Genomic DNA, 19,258 nt, shown 5'->3' with positions numbered 1-19,258 from the left:
GGCAGGAGATAGGGAGGGTCATGCATTGAGAAAAGTAATGGCGATCGTATTGGCGGCAGGACAAGGCAAACGAATGAAATCGAAATTATATAAAGTGCTGCACCCTGTGTGCGGCAAACCAATGGTCAGCCACGTGCTGGACGCGGTGAAGGAAGCGCAGAGCGAGCGGACGGTTGTCATTGTAGGCCATGGGGCGGAGCTGGTGAAATCCCGTCTCGGCGACGCGGCGGAGTTTGCGCTTCAGGAGAAGCAGCTGGGTACGGGGCATGCCGTTCAGCAGGCGGAAGCGCTGCTGGGCCAGGAGGATGGCGTCACCATCGTCATCTGCGGGGACACGCCGCTTGTGCAGGCGTCGACGCTGCGCTCCATGCTGGAGCTGCATGAAGCAAGCGGAGCAGCTGCTACCATCATGTCGGCGTCGTTCGATAACCCTGCGGGTTACGGCAGAATCATTCGCGGCGAAGACGGCACGGTGCAGCGTATTGTGGAGCATAAGGATTGCTCGGCGGAGGAGCTGCTGGTGCGGGAGATCAACACCGGCACATATTGCTTCGACAACCGCAAGCTGTTCCAAGCGTTGTCCCGCGTGACGAATCAGAACGCCCAGGGCGAATATTATCTAACCGACGTCATTGGTCTGCTGAAGGAAGCGGGCGAGGTGGTGCAGGGCTATTGCACAGAGGATATCGCGGAGGCGATCGGCGTGAATGACCGAGTGGCGCTGGCGGAAGCGGAGCGCCATATGAGAGAGCGCTTGAACCGCAAGCATCTGCTGAACGGCGTCTCCATAATAGATCCCGCGAATACATATATCGAAGCAAGCGTGCAGATCGGCGCGGATACGGTCATCTATCCAGGGACAGTGCTGCGCGGGGCGACGGTCATCGGCGAGGATTGTGTCATCGGTCCTTCTTCTGAGCTGACAAACGCAGTGGTGCATAATGGCGCCACGATCAAATATTCCGTCGTCACGGATTCCGAGATCGGCGAGGTCAGCTCGGTAGGCCCTTACGCCTACCTGCGTCCCGGCTCCAAGCTGGGCCGAGGCTGCAAGATCGGCGACTTCGTGGAGCTGAAGAACGCCCAGCTGGACGATGGCGCGAAGGTGTCCCATCTCAGCTACGTTGGCGACGCCAAGGTCGGCAAGGATGTGAACATCGGCTGCGGCGCGATTACGGTCAATTATGACGGCTTCAACAAGTCCGTAACGGAAATTGGCGACGGCGCGTTCATTGGCAGCAACGTTAATCTCATCGCGCCTGTGAAGGTCGGTGACGGCGCTTATGTGGTGGCTGGGACGACGGTCACCAAGGATGTGCCGGAGGGCGATATGGCGATCGCGCGCGAGCGTCAGGTGAACAAGCCAGGCTATGCGGAGAAGATTCGCGCGCGCGCGAAGGCGAAGAAGGAACGGGCCGGGCAATAACCACGCTCCATGCCGGGCTGGCGGGCGCATGTGGCGCCCTGTGATTAATTTCCGGCGCATGTGGGTAAAGTTATATGGAATTCCATTTCCTCGAGGAGGGTTCCATATGGCTATAGCAATGAAAGTCGAACAGCGCGCCGGCGCCACGAAAGGCGACCTGCGCAAGCTGCGGATCAGCGGCCAGGTGCCGGGCATCGTATATGGCAGGAGTCTGCAGGACGCTTCGCAGGTATCCGTATGCGAGAAGGAGCTGTCCGCGCTGCTTCGTTCGCATCCCAACGCTGTGCTGGAGCTTGATGTGCCGTCGGCCGGCAAGCATTCCGTTATGGTGTCCGACGTGCAGCGTGATTCCTTAACAGGCAAGCTTCTGCATGTCGACTTCCACCAGATTAATATGAATGAAGCCGTGAAGGCGAATGTTCGCATTGAAGCGATCGGCGATTCCACTGGCGTGCGCGAAGGCGGCATTCTCTCACTGGTGCTGCATGAGCTGGAGGTGCAATGCTTGCCGAGCGATATTCCGGAGATTGTCGAGGTGGACGTCAGCGAGCTTGAGATCGGGGGCAGCTTGACCGTGTCCGATCTGCAGCTTCCGCAGGGCGTCGAAGCGAAATCCGATCCACAGCTCGTGGTGGTGACGGTGCTTGCGCCGCAGAAAGAGCTGAGCGAAGCGGAGGCGGAAGCGCAAGATGCGGAGCTGCAGGAAGCGGAATCTCGCTCGGAGGAAGCGAACCATGAGGAGATCGCGACCAGCACATAGAACAGACCGCGCAATGCCGAAGCGGCTTGCGGGCACATAGAGCGGCAAGGAGGGCTGTCCTTGGCGCAGAGCTTAGCTCTGCGCAAGGGACGGCCTTTTGTTGCGGTCTGCTGATGCGGGATGACAGGCGTTGGATGGAGGACAGAGATGGACAAAAGCTTCGCAATGGCTGCGTGAGTATGCTACATTACAAGGTAGAAGGGTAAAGGGATTAGAGGAGGACCAATATGAAATGGATCGTAGGGCTCGGCAATCCGGGCACAGCCTATCGCGATACGCGCCATAACGTCGGCTTTATGGTCGTGGACGAGCTGGCGAAGAGGTGGGGCATCTCCGTCACGCAGAGCAAGTGCAAGGCGCTCATCGGGGAAGGGAATGTCGGCGGCGTGAAGGTGGCGTTGATTAAGCCAATGACCTATATGAACCTGTCCGGGGAATCGGCTCGGGGGTTCATGGACTATTTTAAAGCAGAGCTGTCCGATATGATTGTCGTCTACGACGATCTGGATACGGAGATTGGCAAGCTGAGGCTTCGCTATCAGGGGAGCGCGGGCGGCCATAACGGCATCAAGTCGCTGATTCAGCATCTCGGCACACAGACGTTCAACCGGATTCGGATGGGCATATCCCGTCCTCAGCCCGGCATCGTCATCTCCGACTACGTGCTGTCGAGCTTCCCGAAGGCGGAGAAGGACAAGCTGGAGACGATGATCCAGCAGGCATGCGACGCGGCGGAATACAGCTTGAAGGCGCCATTCGAGGAGACGATGGCGAAGTTTAACCGTTAGCCGTTAAAGAGAGGCCATACGGGGCATACTGAAGGGTATAATGAAACTTCAGGAGGCATACATATGGCTGTAAACTATATATGCAGGCACTGCAAAACATCGATTGGCTCGCTGAATACCGCATCCGTGACGGAGCAGCAGCTAGGCTTCCATTCCTTGACCCCCGAAGAGCGCAGCGATATAATAGCGTATGACTCAAACGGAGACGTGACGGTAAAGGTTGTGTGCGATTACTGCAGTGAAGCGCTGGATTCCAATCCGGATCTGCTGCTGGTCGGCAACCCCCTGCAATAATCCCGGATAGAACACGCGAGAACAGGCTATGCCGCCAACTTGGCCGGATGTAGCTGTTTTTGCGTGGGCAGGTCCAGGTTATTTCGTGATTGAAGCTCTATGAACCTGCAAGGCTAGCAGGTATTGGTTGTGTATAGAAAAGAGGTGCCGCAAACGTTGAAAGCGCTAATCCAAGCTTTTGCCGCGGATCAAGACGTTCAGTCTATTCTGACGGGTATTCGCAAAGGCATGCGTGAGCAGATGGTATCCGGTCTCGCCGGCTCTTCCCGCCAAGTATTGATCGCGGCGCTAGAGGAAGCGGTAGAGCGTCCCATGCTCGTCGTGACGCATAATATGTTCTCCGCGCAGAAGATCGCGGAGGATCTGCAAGAATGTTTGTCCCCTGATCAGGTGCTCCTGTATCCTGCGAATGAGCTGATGGCTGCGGAGGCGGCGATCTCGAGTCCCGAGACGCTGGCGCAGCGAATGGACGTGCTGATCAAGCTGTCCAAGGGCTTTCGCGGGCTTGTTGTCGTGCCGTTCTCCGGTGTCCGGCGCTACCTGCCGATCGGCAGCGTCATGGCGGATTCCCAGATTGAGGTGCGTGTAGGAGACGCGCTTCCTATCGAGAACTTCCTCCGCCAAATGACGGCGTTAGGCTACGTGAGAGTAGATCGGGTGGAATCCAAGGGCGAGATGAGCGTGAGGGGCGGCATCGTTGACTTCTATCCGCTGACGGCCGCGCAGGCTTGCCGTATCGAATGGTTCGGCGATGACATCGACTCCATTCGCCTGTTCGATCCCGCTGACCAGCGCTCCGCCGACCGGCTGGAGTCTTACGTGGTCACGCCGTGCCAGGAGATTGTCGCGGATGCGGCGCGTATGAGGAACGCGGCAGATCATGCCGGCTTGCTGCTGGAGAAGCAGCTGGAGAAGATGACCGACCGCACGGCGAAGGACCGCTTGCGCACCGAGATGGGCAGCGAGCTGGAGAAGCTGCGGGAGCATGTGTACTTCCCCGAGATTTACAAATATATTGCGCTCCTCTATCCGGAGCGGCAGACCATTATGGACTATATGCCCAGCGATACGGTGCTGATTCTGGACGAACCGACCCGGCTGATCGAGACGGCGAAGCAGCTGGAGCGGGACGAGAGCGAGTGGGCTCTCCATCTGCTGCAGAACGGCAAGTCGCTGCCGGGTCTTGCGCTGGCGCGCGATACGGATGAGGTTCTGCATCATCGTCCCTTCCAGACCCTGTTCTTATCCTTGTTCCTGAGACAAATTCCGCATAGCCAGCCGCAAAATATTCTGAACATGACCAGCCGTTCCATGCAAAATTTCCACGGCCAGATGAACGTGCTGAAGGCTGAGATGGATCGCTGGAAGAAGATCGGCACGAAGGTGATGATGCTGGCGGGAAGCGCAGAGCGAATCGAGCGCTTGCGCCGCGTGCTCGACGATTACAGCATAGAAGCGCCGATGCTGCTGGAGGGCAACCTGCAGCAGGGCTTCGAGCTGCCTTCCTCGCATCTGGTCGTCATTACGGAAGGCGAGATGTTCTCGCAGAAGCAGCGCAAGCAGCGAAGCCAGGGCAAGAAGATCGACAATGCCGAGCGGATCAAAAGCTACAGCGAGCTGAAGGTTGGCGACTACGTTGTCCATCAGAACCACGGCATCGGCAAGTACGTGGGCATTGGCACGCTGGAGATCGGCGGCATCCACCGCGACTACCTGCATATCGTCTATGCCGGCGGCGACAAGCTGTCCGTGCCGATCGATCAGGTGGACATGATCCAGAAGTATGTCGGCAATGAAGAGAAGGAGCCGAAGATCAATAAGCTGGGCGGCAGCGAGTGGACGAAGGCGAAGAGCAAAGCGAGAGCCTCCGTCCAGGACATTGCCGATGATCTGATCAAGCTTTACGCGCAGCGGCAGTCCACGCCAGGCTACGCGTTCAGCAAGGATACGACCTATCAGCAGGAATTCGAAGCGATGTTCCCGTACGACGAGACAAGAGACCAGCTGCGGGCTATCGAGGAGATCAAGAGGGATATGGAGAAGTCGCAGCCAATGGACCGCCTGCTGTGCGGAGACGTCGGCTACGGCAAGACAGAGGTTGCTGTCCGGGCAGCGTTCAAGGCTGCGATGGAGGGCAAGCAGGTGGCTGTGCTCGTGCCGACCACGATTCTGGCTCAGCAGCATTACGAGACATTCCGCGAGCGGTTCTCCGGCTACCCGATCAATGTTCAGGTGCTTAGCCGCTTCCGCTCCCGCAAGGAGCAGAACGAGACGATCAAGTCGCTCAAGAACGGCACGGTGGATGTGGTCATCGGGACGCATCGGCTGCTGTCCCAGGACATCATATTCAAATCGCTGGGGCTGCTGATCGTGGACGAGGAGCAGCGCTTCGGCGTCTCCCACAAGGAGAAGCTGAAGAAGCTGAAGACGAACGTCGACGTCCTGACGCTGACGGCTACGCCTATTCCGCGCACGCTGCACATGTCTATGCTGGGCGTACGGGATTTGTCTGTTATTGAGACGCCCCCGGAGAATCGATTCCCGGTACAGACGTACGTCGTCGAATACAGCCCGGCTCTTGTGCGAGAGTCCATCGAGCGCGAGCTTGCCAGGGGCGGCCAGGTCTACTATTTGTATAATAGGGTGCAGGGCATCTATCAGATGGCGGAGGCGATCAATGAGCTTGTGCCGGACGCGAAGGTGACGGTGGGCCATGGCCAGATGTCGGAGCAGGAGCTGGAGAAGACGATTCTCGACTTCCTCGACGGTGAATCTGACGTGCTTGTCAGCACAAGCATTATCGAGACAGGCGTCGACATCCCCAACGTGAACACGCTGATCGTGCACGACGCGGACAAGATGGGCTTGTCCCAGCTGTACCAGCTGAGAGGACGGGTCGGCCGCTCCAACCGGATCGCGTACGCGTACTTCACCTATCAGCGGGACAAGGTGCTGACGGAGGTCGCGGAGAAGCGTCTGCAGTCGATCAAGGAGTTCACGGAGCTGGGCTCCGGCTTCAAGATCGCGATGCGCGACTTGTCCATCCGCGGCGCGGGCAACCTGCTGGGGGCGGAGCAGCATGGCTTCATCGCCTCTGTCGGCTTCGATATGTATTCGCAGATGCTGGCGGAGGAGATTGCGAAACGCAAGCAGCAGATGAGCGGCGTGGAGGCGGTGGAGGAGAAGGTCGTCAACACGGTTATCGATATAAGCGTGGACGCGTATCTGCCCTCCGACTATATCTATGACAGCATTCAGAAGATCGAGATTTACAAGAAGGTGGCGGCGGCCAAATCGTTTGCGGAGACGGATGATCTGATGGATGAGCTGATCGACCGGTTCGGCGACCTGCCGCAGGCCGTCAGCAATCTCATGTCAGTCGCGCGGCTCAAAATATACGGGGCCCAATTCGGCATCGAAGCCATCAGCCAGAAGGGCGATGATCTGATTCTGCGCCTGTCCGACGCCATGAAGGGGCGTATTGCGCGGAAGAAGGTGGACCAGCTCTGCCTGCAGCTTGAGAACCGGTTCAAGCAAAGCGCGGAGCAAGAGGCGCCGCAGACCATTCTGCTGCGTGGCAAGGGCCTTAGCATGGAGCAGAAGCTCCATCTGTGCGAGAAGTTTATGGACGGCTTCGGCGAAGCCGTCACGGGCAAAGAGCAGCTGCAGAACGCCTCTTCCTAGCAAAATTGGCAATCGGTGCCGCCGATCTGCTACAATACGATATATTGAGCAACCATATTTTGAGCTTACATACCGAAAGGGGATTTGGCATGTTCCACAGTACAAGGAAATCGGCATGGCGCAGAACGGCGCTGCTGATCGCTTCGGCAGTGCTCGCCATGACGATGCTGGCGGCATGCGGAGGCGACAAAGGGCATTCGCTTTCGTTCAAGGACGTAAGCGACGGAGAGGTCGTCGCCACCTACAAAGACGGTCAGGTAACACAAGCTGAATTGGACAAATATCTGGGTCTGTATGCGCTGTCGCAGCCGGCGTACGCGTCCATTATAGAAGTGCCGGAATTCAAGAAGGTTCTGCTTGAGCAATATGTGTCGTACAAGCTTCTGGGCGCCCGAGCTTCGGAGGATGCCTTGAAGGCAGCTCGCGAGCAGGTGGACGAGCAGCTCAAGCTCTACCAAGACTTCAAGAAAAATGACGAGACGTTCGCGGCTGAGGTTGAGGAGAAGGGAATTACCGACGCAGACATGGCGACGTTCCTTCTGTTGAACGCGGCGACGATTGAGCATTTGAACGCCCAGGTGACGGATGAGGATATTAACAAGTCATTCGAAACCATGAAAAACGACTTCACGCTCGTCACCGCTCGCCATATTCTGGTGGCGACGTCGGAGAGGGACCCGGCCACGCAGGAATCCAAGGAGCTTCGCACGCTCGACGAGGCGCTTGCACTCGCCAAGGAAGCCAAGGCGAAGCTGGAGGCCGGCGGAGATTGGACGGCGATCGCTAAGGAATACTCCGATGACCCGGGCTCCAAGGAGAAAGGCGGCCTGTATGAGAAGCAGGCGGCCGGCGGCTGGGTAGAGGCCTTCAAGAAAGCGGCGCTGGAGCAGGAGATCGGCGCAATTGGCGAGCCTGTCGAGACCGAATATGGCTACCATGTCATCCAGGTCGAGAAGCGTGAGGAAACAACGTACGATGCGCTCAGCGACGAGAATAAGGAGCAGGTGAAAAGCGCAGCGGCCTACTCGTACCTGGAGAAATTCATGACAGAGGACATGCCGAAGCAGGAGCTGACCATTACGCTTCATGAAGCTGAGGCGGAGGAAGAGGGCGCAGGCGACGCAGCAGCTGGCGACGCGGCAGCCGGCGACGAGAAGAAGGAATAAGAGAGCGGATGAAAGCCGTTCTGCAAGCAGAAGCGATGCGACTGCGGGCAGAATGGCTTTTTTGTGCTAAGTAACAATTGTTTTATATTGTAAAAAGTGATATCATAAAAATATCATATTGATATGAGGTGAGGCGTATGAGGGAGAAAAGGGCACTGTACGTTAGCGGATATTTGGGATTGCTTGTGGCGATTGTGGCTGGCATAGGCGGAGCGGCGCTCACGATTGTGCAGGCGACCAGCGATTCACCGTCGGGGATCATAATTACCGTCGGCTTAACGCTCGTCATCTTGTCGTTGCTTATGCTGTCGTCGTTCGTGATTGTGCAGCCTAATGAAGCGAAGGTGATTACGTTCTTCGGCACGTATATCGGCACCATTACGGAGAGCGGCTTGTGGATGGTGTTGCCGCTGACGTCCAAGGCGACGGTATCGCTGAAGGTGCGCAATTTCAACAGCCAGAAGCTGAAGGTGAATGACGCGGAGGGTAACCCTGTCGAGATTGGCGCGGTTATTGTGTTCAAGGTGGTGGATACGGCGAAGGCTTCCTTCGATGTGGATCAATATGAGCGCTTCGTAGAAATTCAGAGCGAGACAGCGATTCGCCATATCGCGGCGCAATATCCTTATGATATTTTTGAGGATGCTTCCGGACTTACGCTTCGGGGCAATGCGGACGAGGTCGCTGCGGAGCTGCTGCGCGAGCTGCAGGAGCGGCTTGACGTGGCAGGCGTGGAGCTGAGGGAGACGCGTATTACGCATCTTGCCTACTCGCCGGAGATTGCCAGCGCCATGCTGCAGCGTCAGCAGGCGATTGCGATTGTGGCGGCGCGCCAGAAAATCGTGGAAGGCGCTGTTGGTATGGTGGATGCGGCTCTGCGCAAGCTGGAGGAGAACGGAATCGAGCTGGATGCCGAGCGGCGGGCGGCGATGGTGAACAACCTGATGGTCTCGATTGTATCCGACCGGGCGGCGCAGCCGGTTATTAATACAGGCTCTCTGTACAGCTAAGGGGCGCTTCCCGTGGCTAAGGAGAAGAAGGCGTTCCCGCTGCGCCTGGATCCGGATATACACCGTGCACTGGAGCAATGGGCTGCCGATGAGTTCCGGAGCGTCAACGGACACATTGAGTTTCTGCTGCGCGAGGCGCTGGCCAAGTCGAGCAGGCTCGGCAAGCCGCGAATGGACACAGAGAGTGACAAATAATGGAGCGATCCCATACAGCATCTCCCTAAGAGGCGGGGGATGCTGTTTTTTTGAAAATATAAGGAAGTATAAGTTTTCTCTATACTGGGCTTATATTTCAACGCGAAACGTATGCTGCTCCGCCAAAGGACGGCGCAGCCGTTTACGCTTGGGGGATCAAGGGGACAGGGAAGGACTCGGAGGGATTGGGTATCCTTGCAAGGATTGGGGAATAGTAAGGACCTGGACGGCACGATGCGGGGCGCCAGCAGCTGCCAGAAAGTCATGATTGGGGTACGCTGGGGTCGTGCATAAGATACTGGGAGCGGATGAATACTATGGTCAGATTGAGAAAACCTCACCTCAGGACTTACATGGATGAGCGACCTCCAGCTTTGCGAAAGCAAAGCCACCTCGGAAGCTTGACCCCTTTCAATACCGGTGATGGTTCGGCGATGATCCTCGTGGGGCTCTCAGTGATGTGATTCCATCATAAATGATGCAAGTATCCAGTCGATTCACAATCCTCTAGGAAAGCGGGGCAACAAGAAATGAAAGCAACTGGAATAGTACGTCGTATTGATGATCTAGGGCGAGTGGTGATTCCAAAAGAGATTCGCCGCACCTTGCGTATTCGTGAGGGAGATCCTTTGGAAATTTTTGTTGACCGCGACGGCGAAGTCATCCTGAAGAAGTATTCCCCGATTGGCGAGCTTGGCGACTTCGCCAAGGAATATGCGGAATCGCTCCATGAGAGCACCGGCCATATTACGCTGATCTCCGATCGCGACACCATCATTACGGTAGCGGGCGCTTCCAAGAAGGAGCTGATGGACAAGCCAATCGGCGGTACGTTGGAAACCTGCATGGACAACCGCAAGACGTTGACGGAAGCGGTGGGCGGACCGTTCGAAATTGTAAAGGATCTGCAGGAGGAATACAGCTCATTCGTCATATCCCCTATTATTGCAGGCGGCGATCCCATCGGCACAGTAGTGCTGCTCAGCAAGGACGAGTCGGTGAAGATGGCTCAGATGGAGATGAAGATGGCGGAGACGGCGGCAGGCTTCCTCGCCAAGCAGATGGAGCAATAGCCCGTCTGTACACATAAGGCTTGCAGCGGCTTCCCCGAAAGCGGGGAAGCTTTGTTGTGTTGGGCTTTATTTTTGAACATGCTCCTCTATATGCGCTATAATTCAGGTATCAAATGCAGGGATGGGAGCAGGGGAATGCATGGGGAGCCGTAAGCGCTCGGACGACCGCCGCCAATTGCGCTTGCTTCGCAGCGGCGTGATTCTGATGGCGGGAGCGGCTCTTCTGACGAAGCTGATTGGGGCTTTGCAGAAGATTCCGCTTCAAAATTTGGCAGGGGATCGCGTCTTCGGCATTTATAACGCGGTTTATCCGTTCTACCAGCTGATCTCGGTGCTGGCGACGGCAGGCCTTCCTACGGCGGTGTCGATTCTGATCGCGCACCGTCTGGAGGAGGGCGGCTCCGAGGAGGGGACGCGGCTTACCGTAGCAGCGGCGCTGCTGCTGCTGGGAGTGACCGGCGCGGTGACGTTCGGCTTGATGTGGATGAGCGCCGATCTGACGGCCTCCTTCATCGGCGACGAGTCCGCTGCGCTGGCGATTCGTATTTTGTCGGTGGCGTTGCTGTTCGCGCCGCTGGTGGCTGTGCTGCGCGGTTATGAGCAAGGCAAGCGGAGGATGGGCTTGTCCGCAGCATCGCAGGTGGCGGAGCAGGTGATCCGGGTGGCCGTCATGCTGCTAGCGCTGGAGGTTGGACTGCTGGCGGGCTGGAGTGATGCCAAGCTGGCTGCCGGCGTGATGAGCGGGGCGGCAGCGGGAGCGGCCGTCGCACTGCTGCTGCTGGCGTCGAGAAGCTGGCGGCCAGGCTCCGCCAAGAAGCGGGAGCGGATGGACGCTGCTCCGTACCCAGGCAAGCTGCTCGGCGAGATTCGGAGGCTGGCAAGCTTTGCCGGACCGGCCGCGCTGGCCTCCATCGTCGTGCCCGTTATTGGAGTCGTGGACGCTTTCATGGTGCCGCGGCTGCTCCGGGAGAGCGGTATGGCGGAGGGTGCGGCGATGAGCCTCTTCGGCGTCTACAGCCGGGGCGGCCCGCTCGTGCAGCTGGTCACGATGGTGGCGGGAGCGGCCGCCGCGGCTATGGTGCCGGGCCTTGCCGCCGCCAAGTCGCAGGGCGCGGCGCAGACGCTGGAGCTGCGCCTGAATATGCAGCTGCGCGCCGCCTGGATGGCCGGCGGCGCGGCTGCTCTGGGGCTCGTTCTGCTGGCGGAGCCGCTGAACGTCATGCTCTACAAGGACGCGAAGGGCACAACCGCCTTCGCGCTGGTAGGCTGCACCGCGCTCGCCGGCAGCGTCAGCGCGGTCGTGGCGCCCGCGCTGCAAGCGCTTGGCTCCGCGCGGGCGCCTATCGCGCTGCTGCTCCTCGCAGCGCTGCTGAAGGGCGCGCTCAACGCCGCTCTCGTGCCCTCCCTCGGTATCGAGGGAGCGGCCCTCTCCGGCGTTGTCGCGCTGAGCGCCGCCGCCATGCTGGGCGCGGCGGCGCTGCGCCATGCGGCTGCGGGGCTCCGCCCGCCGCATGCGCCGGCTTGGCGGCGCGGGCCGGGACTCGGCCCCGCGGCCGCGGGCGTGATGGCGCTGGCGGTTATGGCCGCCAGCGTGCTTTTGGCCGAGCGCGGGCTGTCCGCCGCGCTCGGGCAGGGGCTGCCGCCGCGGGGCGAGGCGGCAGCCTTGGCGCTGACGGGCGCAGCCGTCGGCGCAGTGGTGTTCGCCGCCGCGGCTTTGCGCGGGGGCGTGGTCAGCGCGCGCGAATGGCGCGCGTTGCCGGGCGGCGAGGCGTGGGCCGCGCGGCTGAGGCGCTGGCGGCTGATTCCGCCGGCGGACGAGCAGTGATGCAGCGAGCGTACATAGGGCGAGATGCAGCAAGAAGATGGGTGTAGGCAGCGGAGGAGTCGCTGGGTGTAGGCAGTGGAGGAGTCGCACGAGGTGTCGTTCATACGTCGAAAGTGGCACCCGGGCCAGTAATTACGATACACTGTATCGCAGCTGCCACGGAAAGCAGATGTGGTCATTTCAAGTGAAATAGACGTGCCACAAACGTCTAAAGAGGCAGATGTGGTCATTTCGAGTCAAATAGACGTGCCACAAACGTCTAAAGGGGCGGATATGGTCATTTCAAGTGAAATAGACGTGCCACAAACGTCTAAAGGGGCGGATATGGTCATTTCAAGTGAAATAGACGTGCCACAAACGTCTAAAGAGGCAGATGTGGTCGCTTCGAGTTAAATAGACGTACCACAAACGTCTAAAGGGGCAGATGTGGTCGCTTCGAGTCAAATAGACGTGCCACAAACGTCTAAAGTGGCAGGTGGCTGTAGCTAGCTTGAGGGGGATGTGGGGAGGTTTGGACGCAAATGTCGGCTGTTCGAGGCGCACTCGGACGGTTTGTTGAAAATATAAGAAAGTATAAGTTTTCTCTATACTGGGCTTATATTTCAAAGCGAAACGTATGCTGCTCCGCCAAAGGACGGCGACAGCCGTTTCACCTTGACATTATAGAATTTATAACATTTTCACGTGGTTCGAACGCCACAACGCTAACGGACAAAAAATGCGTTTAGAGCTCGAATTTAGCGCTTTCCAGCCTGTAACGGGCAAACTTGACTCTTAGCCCTCCTAAACGCACCGACTTTACCTCAATTATCGTTCTAACATCCGAAAATGACCGTTACAACTTTGGATGGCCGATTTGATTAGTTTAAAGGATTTTTTTGACCGTTAGAAGCCCGCTCGAGATGATGACTATGGCGAAAGTTTATATCAAGGACGGCGACAGCCGTTTCACCTTGGCTAACTTGCTTGATGTGGTTTTACATAAACGCAACACTAGGGAGGATAACAATTATGGCGCATTCGCCTATTACGATCGTCGGGCTGGGGTCCGGCGACCCTGATCAATTAACGCTCGGTATATGGCGCAGACTGCAGTCAGCCAAGCGCGTGTTCGTGCGCACGGAGCAGCATCCCGTGATGGCGCTGCTGCAGGAGCAGGGCATCCCGTACGAATCGTTTGATTACCTCTATGAGCAGCATGCGTCCTTCCCCGACGTGTACGAAGCGATAGCGGAGCGATTGTTGGCGGAGGCGACGGATCGCTCGGAGGCGAGCGGCGACGGCGAAGCCATTCTGTATGCCGTGCCGGGCCATCCCATGGTCGCCGAGCGGACCGTGCAGCTGCTTCGGGAGCGTTGCGGAGAAGCTGGAATCGAGCTGAACGTGCTCGGCGGCGAAAGCTTCTTGGACGCCGCCTTCAGCTCCCTTGGCTTCGACCCGATCGAGGGCTTTGCGCTGCTGGACGCGGCCGAGCTTCAGTCAACCTCCCTGCAGCCGCAGCTGCATACAGTCATCGGCCAGGTATACGATGTCTTCACCGCTTCCGATGTAAAGCTTGCGCTGATGGAGCGTTACCCCGAGGATTACGAGGTCATCATCGGCCATGCGCTGGGCGTCGCGGATCAGGAGCAGGTCATTCGCGTACCGCTGTATGAGCTGGACCGCGAGCAGGAATACGGCAATTTGTCAGTCATCTATGTGCCACGCTCGGACGATCCCGCGCTGCGCAACCGGACCTTTGACCGTCTGCATGAGATTGTGCGCATCCTTCGCAGTCCGGAGGGCTGCCCTTGGGATAGGGAGCAGACGCATCAGTCCATCCGCAAAAACTTCATCGAGGAGCTCTACGAAGCATTGGAGGCGCTGGACAATGACGATCCGGACGGCATGCAGGAGGAATTCGGTGACGTCATCCTCCAAGTGATGCTCCACTCCCAGATGGAGGAGGAGGTCGGAGCCTTCTCCGTCTATGACGTCATTCAGACCCTTAACGAGAAGCTTATCTTCCGCCATCCGCATGTATTCGGGGACACCGGGGCGCAGAACGCGGACGAGGCGCTGGCGAACTGGGAAGGGATGAAGGCGGAGGAGAAGAAGCGTAAGGGGACGGACGCGCAGCGGAAGTCGCAGCTCGACGGCATACCGCCGGATCTGCCCGCGTTGATGAAGGCGTACAAGCTGCAGAAGAAGGCAGCCAAGGTCGGCTTCGATTGGGACGAGCTGGGTCCCGTGCTGGCCAAGATCGAGGAGGAACTGCGTGAGCTTCGCGAAGCGATTGCCGGTGGAGACGCCGAGAAGCAGGCGGATGAGCTGGGCGATCTTCTATTCGCCGTGGTGAACGCCTCCCGTTTCATCGACGCGGACCCTGAAGAAGCGCTCTCTCGGACAAATCGAAAGTTTAAGAGCCGATTTCAGTATATAGAAGAGCAGCTTCGTATAAACGGCAAAACTTTTGACCAAACTGATCTACTAGAGATGGATAGATGGTGGGAGGAAGCCAAGAGGCAGTAGCGGCGCGAGAATGCCCGTCACAAAGCCTGGCGAGCGGATAAAACCTGCTAATCTGCAAACGATGCACCAGCTAGACGCAATAGCGACACGCGAGATCGTTACTGCCCCATAAGAGCAGCTAGATGGAGCTGCAGCGACACGAGGTGTCGCTATAGCAACAAATAATGCACCAACAGCCGCTATAGCGACACGTGAGATCGTTGCTGACACGTTAGAGTAGCTAGTTGGCTCAATAGCGACACGCGAGATCGTTACTGCCCCATAAGAGCACCTAGATGGAGCTGCAGCGACACGAGGTGTCGCTATAGCAGCAAACCTGCGCAGCAAGGCTAGCACCCAGCCGTCTGGTCGAGATTCATAATTTATTCGATTTTCTAACAAGCTTTCGTCAAAAAACGTCTCCATTCCGCACTATTCCTAAAAATTTTCGAACCGGGCAGCAGGAATTTGTTGAGCCGGGCAGAATATGTATTCTTCGGAAGAGCATATTTTGCCAACAGGCTCGTCGCACACTTCAAGCGGCTGCCCACCATAACCGTTAACCATTAGGAGGATTATTCACATGAACAAAACAGACCTGATCAACAACATCGCTGACAAAAGCGGCTTGACTAAACGTGACGTAGAAGCTGTCCTGAACGGCTTCCTCGGCGAAGTAACAGACGCTCTTGCTAGCGGCGACAAAGTCCAATTGATCGGCTTCGGCACATTCGAAACTCGCAAGCGTTCCGGCCGCGTGGGCCGCAACCCGCAAACAGGCAAAGAAATTACGATTCCTGAATCCAAGGTTCCTGCGTTCAAAGCGGGCAACAAGCTGAAAGAAGCGATCAAGTAATTCATGCGATTAGACAAATTTCTCAAGGTGTCCAGGCTGATTAAGCGCCGCACCGTCGCGAAGGACGTGTCCGAGCAAGGACGCGTCTGGATCAACGGACGGGAGGCCAAAGCGAGCAGCGCCGTGAAGGTCGGAGACGAGCTCCAAATCCAGTACGGTCAGAAGCTCGTCACGGTCCGCGTGGAGCGTCTCGCGGAGACGACCCGCAAGGATGAGGCCGGCGAGCTGTATACCTTGGTGAAAGAAGAGCAACGTCCTCGCGACACCGGTATCGACTGGGAGAACGGCGATCGCCCGTAACAGCAAGCTCCGGCGGCTAACCGCTGCTGGGAGCATCTATCGAATGCCATGCCGGAAGCCGGCGCCTCGCAACGAGGCGCCGGCTTTTTGTCCTTCATTTTCTCCGGTGCTGCCATGTACGCTTGATGCATCGGTCGAACGATGAAGGAAATGATGAACACCTTGCAATAAAAACAAGGAATAAAGGCAGTATTTGTAGAATGTTGTCTAATACGATTTTTGTTTTCATTTAAGGGGTGTCATCACGATGCTGCAACACCTGTTCAGCAATCTTACATTAGTCGTTGTATTCCTGCTCCTCTCCGCCCCCTACTACGGGCGATATCCGTACACCCACTGGACAAAGCTGCATAAAATAGGCATTGGCGTCGTTCAGGGTGTATTCGGCCTCGTTCTTATGCTGTTCACTTACCAGCTGGAGAACAACATCATTATCGACTACCGATATCTCTCGATTCTCATCTCTGCCTACTACGGCGGCTTTCCTTCCGCAATTGTCTGCGCGCTTATTTTGTGCGTGGGGCGCTTATTCGTCAACGGCGTCGTAGACGAAACGGCTTTGCTGGCTGCAGCGCTCATGCTTGGCATGGCGGGAGCGGCTGCCTTAATCGTCAAGCATGTTTTCCATTATTGGCTGCAATGGACGGCGATGCTGGCCATGTCGTGCGGAGCCATCTTCTTCAGCCTGCTCTTCATGCTGGGTCTGCCGAGTGGCATAGGCATCGCGATGCAATTTGTGCCGCTGCTGCTTGCAGGCGGACTCATCGTTGCATTTTTTATCCAGGCGCAAAATTATCTCCGCGAGCGGGCCGAGCTGAACAAGGTGATCGCCAGACTGGCGGGACAGTTCCAGAAGCAGGAGCTGAAGGAGGTATACGAGGTCGCGCTGCTGGAGATGCTGGCTTTTCTCCGAGTGCGGTTCGGCAGCATCTATAGCTTCAATAACGGCAAAAACCGTATGTTCTGCCGGGCGGTCAGAGGCAAGCTTCTGGAGGTCGATCGCTTGGATACCCACACGATTACGGAAGCCATGGATATCGTCGCGGCTACTGGAGAGCCGCTGCTGTATCCCAACTGGAAGCGGCATCGTCCCGACAGCAAGATAGAGAATGAGCTGTACAAGCTGGGCGTCCGCTCTACGGTTCATATTCCGGTCATCTATAACGGCAAGACCATTGCCGTCATTAACCTGGGCTCCGAAAGGCCCGGACACCTGACCCAGAAGCATATTGGGCTGATGGCGCCGATTGTTTCCCTGCTGGGCTTCTCTGTTTCGCTGAAGGCGGCGGAGGGTAAATACAAGGCGGTCAGCGAATCCGCGCACGAAGCGGTTATACTGGCGGACAGCGACGCTCATATCATGTCGTGGAATCGCGGAGCGGAGGCTATGTTCGGCTATTCCAGTGATGAAGCGGTCGGCATGCCGCTTGGCCATATTATATCGGAGCGGCACCGCGATTCATTCCGTCGGGGCCTGGAGCATTACCGGTTCGCGGGACGTACCGCTGTATATGGGGGAGCGATGGAGCTGGAGGGGATGAGAGCGGAGGGCTCCGTCTTCCCTGCGGAGATCTCGCTCAATAAGTGGCAGACGGCCGGCACCCTCTATTATTCCTGCATTATTCGGGATATGACGGTGCGCAAGGAATCAGAGCGTCTGCTGTCAGAGTCGGTTGGCAAATACCGCGCGCTCATTGAGCATGCCGTAGATCTGTTCATCATGAATGAGTTCGACCCGTCAAGCATGCCTATTATGGAGGTTAACGAGCGGGCCTGCCAGGTGCTCGGCTATACGCGGGAGGAGCTCGTGAGGATGACGCCGTTCGACCTCAGCTTCAAGGATGTGACCTTCGCGGCGGAATATCATCAGGTGTTGAAGCGGCTGACCGAGACGGGCTTTGCCAAGTTCGAGATGCGGCTGCTGACGAAGGCCGGCGAGATGATACCGGTAGAGTCGGTGACCCAGATTATTGAACTAAATGGCAAGAAGGTAGCGATCAGCGTGCTTCGCGACATGACAGACCGCTACCGGGCGGAGCTGGCGCTCAAGGAGAGCGAGGAGCGGAATCGACGTCTCATTGAGCTGCTGCCGAACATTGTGGCCGTGCACGCGAACGGCGAAGTGCTGTTCGTGAATGAGGCGGGCGTTGGGATGCTGGGCGGGACGAAGCAGGAGGAGTTCGTCGGCAGGCGCCTGCTGGAGTTCATTCATCCGGATTCCCGCGAGCTGGTCAAGGCCAGAGTGCAGGATACGCTGATCCGGGACAAGCGGCTTCCTCCGATCGAGGAGAAGCTGCTGCGTCTTGACGGCCAGTCCTTCGACGCGATCGTGCAGTCCAACCGGATTGTGTACCAAGGCGTGGAGGCGGTGCTTTCCGTCGCGCATGATATTACGGAGAGGAAGCGGGCCGAGGGGGCGATGAAGGATAGCGAGGAGCGTTATCGGAGAGTGTTCGAGCTGTCTCCGAACGCGATATGCCTCTATGACAAGGAAGGAACAATATCTTACGCGAACGGCAAGGCCGTGAGTCTGTTCCAGGCGGACAGCCTGTCCTCGCTGGTGGGCCAATCGAAGTTCAAGCTGGTGCATCCGCAGGATAAGGAGGAGAGCGAGGAGCGGTTTGGCACTATTTTGCAGGAAGCCATGTCCGAAATGACCTATGAAAGCCAATATCTGACGCTGCAAGGCACTATATTTATCGCGGAGGTGTCGCTGACCTGCGTCTACTTCGACCGCAAGCCGTTTGTTCTCGCCTATATTCGGGATATCTCGAAGAGCAGGGAGGAGGAGGAGCGTCTGCATGAAGCGAATCGGGTGCTGAGGGAGCTGTCCACGCTGGACGGCTTGACGGGCATCGCGAATCGGAGGCATTTCGACGAATCCTTCGCGAGGGCCTGGGAGATCTCCGCTCAAAGCGGCTCTCCGTTGTCGATCCTGTTGTTCGATATCGACTACTTCAAGCTGTACAACGACACCTACGGGCATCTGGGCGGAGATGCCTGCCTGAAAGGCATTGCCGCAGGCCTGAGCCCGTTGTTCAGAGGGCAGGGGGAGCTGTTCGCCAGATATGGAGGCGAGGAGTTTGTCGTGCTCCTGCCAGGGGCGGACGCTTCAGCCGCAAGAAGAGCGGCGGTGCACATTCAGGAGCGGATCGCGGAGCTTCGCCTGCCGCATGAGGGCTCCAAGGTCAGCCATTTTGTGACGGTCAGTCTGGGCGCCTCCACCGCTATTGCGGGCCCGAACCTGGAGCGTGCGGATATGATTGAGGCCGCAGACAAGGCATTGTACCAAGCCAAGATTGACGGCAGGGACCGCATGTATATGTCGGGCGTATTCGAGGGGCACATTCGCGTCGAGAGCTGAAGCGGAAGGCCCGGTTCTAAATCTTGT

The 19,258-nt window shown here is 57.6% G+C and carries 14 protein-coding genes; all 14 read left to right on the top strand.

From position 1 onward, the window contains the following. Positions 1-37: 37 nt before the first annotated feature. The 14 genes from glmU to AB1S56_RS00390 all read left to right on the top strand — a co-directional run bounded on the left by glmU (position 38) and on the right by AB1S56_RS00390 (position 19,231). Positions 38-1,426 carry a bifunctional UDP-N-acetylglucosamine diphosphorylase/glucosamine-1-phosphate N-acetyltransferase GlmU gene (gene glmU / locus AB1S56_RS00455; protein ID WP_340871553.1) on the top strand — a complete coding sequence of 463 codons (1,389 nt, stop codon included), beginning with the start codon at positions 38-40 and terminating at the stop codon, positions 1,424-1,426. 106 nt (positions 1,427-1,532) lie between these two features. Next, entirely contained in the window at positions 1,533-2,186 is a 654-nt protein-coding gene (locus AB1S56_RS00450) for a 50S ribosomal protein L25 (RefSeq protein WP_340871502.1), read from the top strand. A gap of 227 nt (positions 2,187-2,413) precedes the next feature. Continuing rightward, positions 2,414-2,974, top strand: a complete 561-nt coding sequence (pth, locus tag AB1S56_RS00445; protein ID WP_340871503.1) for an aminoacyl-tRNA hydrolase — start codon at positions 2,414-2,416, stop codon at positions 2,972-2,974. A gap of 63 nt (positions 2,975-3,037) precedes the next feature. Next, complete coding sequence (locus AB1S56_RS00440) at positions 3,038-3,268, top strand: anti-sigma-F factor Fin family protein (RefSeq protein WP_340871505.1); 231 nt, start codon at positions 3,038-3,040, stop codon at positions 3,266-3,268. 156 nt (positions 3,269-3,424) lie between these two features. Further along, the gene (mfd, locus tag AB1S56_RS00435) at positions 3,425-6,952 is read left to right on the top strand and encodes a transcription-repair coupling factor (protein ID WP_340871555.1); all 3,528 of its coding nucleotides are present in this window, start codon (positions 3,425-3,427) and stop codon (positions 6,950-6,952) included. A gap of 89 nt (positions 6,953-7,041) precedes the next feature. Next, positions 7,042-8,118 (top strand): peptidylprolyl isomerase, encoded by a 1,077-nt coding sequence (locus tag AB1S56_RS00430; RefSeq protein ID WP_340871506.1) that lies wholly within the window; start codon positions 7,042-7,044, stop codon positions 8,116-8,118. A gap of 137 nt (positions 8,119-8,255) precedes the next feature. Then, complete coding sequence (locus AB1S56_RS00425; RefSeq protein ID WP_340871507.1) at positions 8,256-9,128, top strand: SPFH domain-containing protein; 873 nt, start codon at positions 8,256-8,258, stop codon at positions 9,126-9,128. A 12-nt stretch (positions 9,129-9,140) separates the two neighbouring features. Continuing rightward, a complete protein-coding gene (locus tag AB1S56_RS00420) occupies positions 9,141-9,323 on the top strand; it encodes a hypothetical protein (RefSeq protein WP_340871508.1) in 183 nt (60 codons plus the stop codon). A gap of 530 nt (positions 9,324-9,853) precedes the next feature. Next, a complete protein-coding gene (spoVT, locus tag AB1S56_RS00415; protein WP_340871510.1) occupies positions 9,854-10,396 on the top strand; it encodes a stage V sporulation protein T in 543 nt (180 codons plus the stop codon). 139 nt (positions 10,397-10,535) lie between these two features. Next, the gene (locus AB1S56_RS00410; protein ID WP_340871512.1) at positions 10,536-12,221 is read left to right on the top strand and encodes an oligosaccharide flippase family protein; all 1,686 of its coding nucleotides are present in this window, start codon (positions 10,536-10,538) and stop codon (positions 12,219-12,221) included. 1,011 nt (positions 12,222-13,232) lie between these two features. Then, positions 13,233-14,732, top strand: coding sequence for a nucleoside triphosphate pyrophosphohydrolase (gene mazG, locus AB1S56_RS00405; RefSeq protein WP_340871513.1), 1,500 nt, complete (start codon positions 13,233-13,235; stop codon positions 14,730-14,732). A gap of 562 nt (positions 14,733-15,294) precedes the next feature. Beyond that, positions 15,295-15,567 carry an HU family DNA-binding protein gene (locus AB1S56_RS00400; protein ID WP_340871514.1) on the top strand — a complete coding sequence of 91 codons (273 nt, stop codon included), beginning with the start codon at positions 15,295-15,297 and terminating at the stop codon, positions 15,565-15,567. A 3-nt stretch (positions 15,568-15,570) separates the two neighbouring features. Beyond that, positions 15,571-15,867 (top strand): RNA-binding S4 domain-containing protein, encoded by a 297-nt coding sequence (locus AB1S56_RS00395; RefSeq protein WP_340871515.1) that lies wholly within the window; start codon positions 15,571-15,573, stop codon positions 15,865-15,867. A 247-nt stretch (positions 15,868-16,114) separates the two neighbouring features. After that, on the top strand, positions 16,115-19,231 hold the full coding sequence (locus AB1S56_RS00390) for a PAS domain S-box protein (protein ID WP_340871516.1): 3,117 nt from the start codon (positions 16,115-16,117) through the stop codon (positions 19,229-19,231). Positions 19,232-19,258: the final 27 nt, after the last annotated feature.

Origin of the sequence: Paenibacillus sp. PL2-23, assembly GCF_040834005.1 — a bacterium.
Taxonomy (GTDB): Bacteria; Bacillota; Bacilli; order Paenibacillales; family Paenibacillaceae; genus Pristimantibacillus.
Note: the sequence above shows the minus strand (reverse complement) of the source record. Positions and strands in the feature narration are given on the sequence as shown.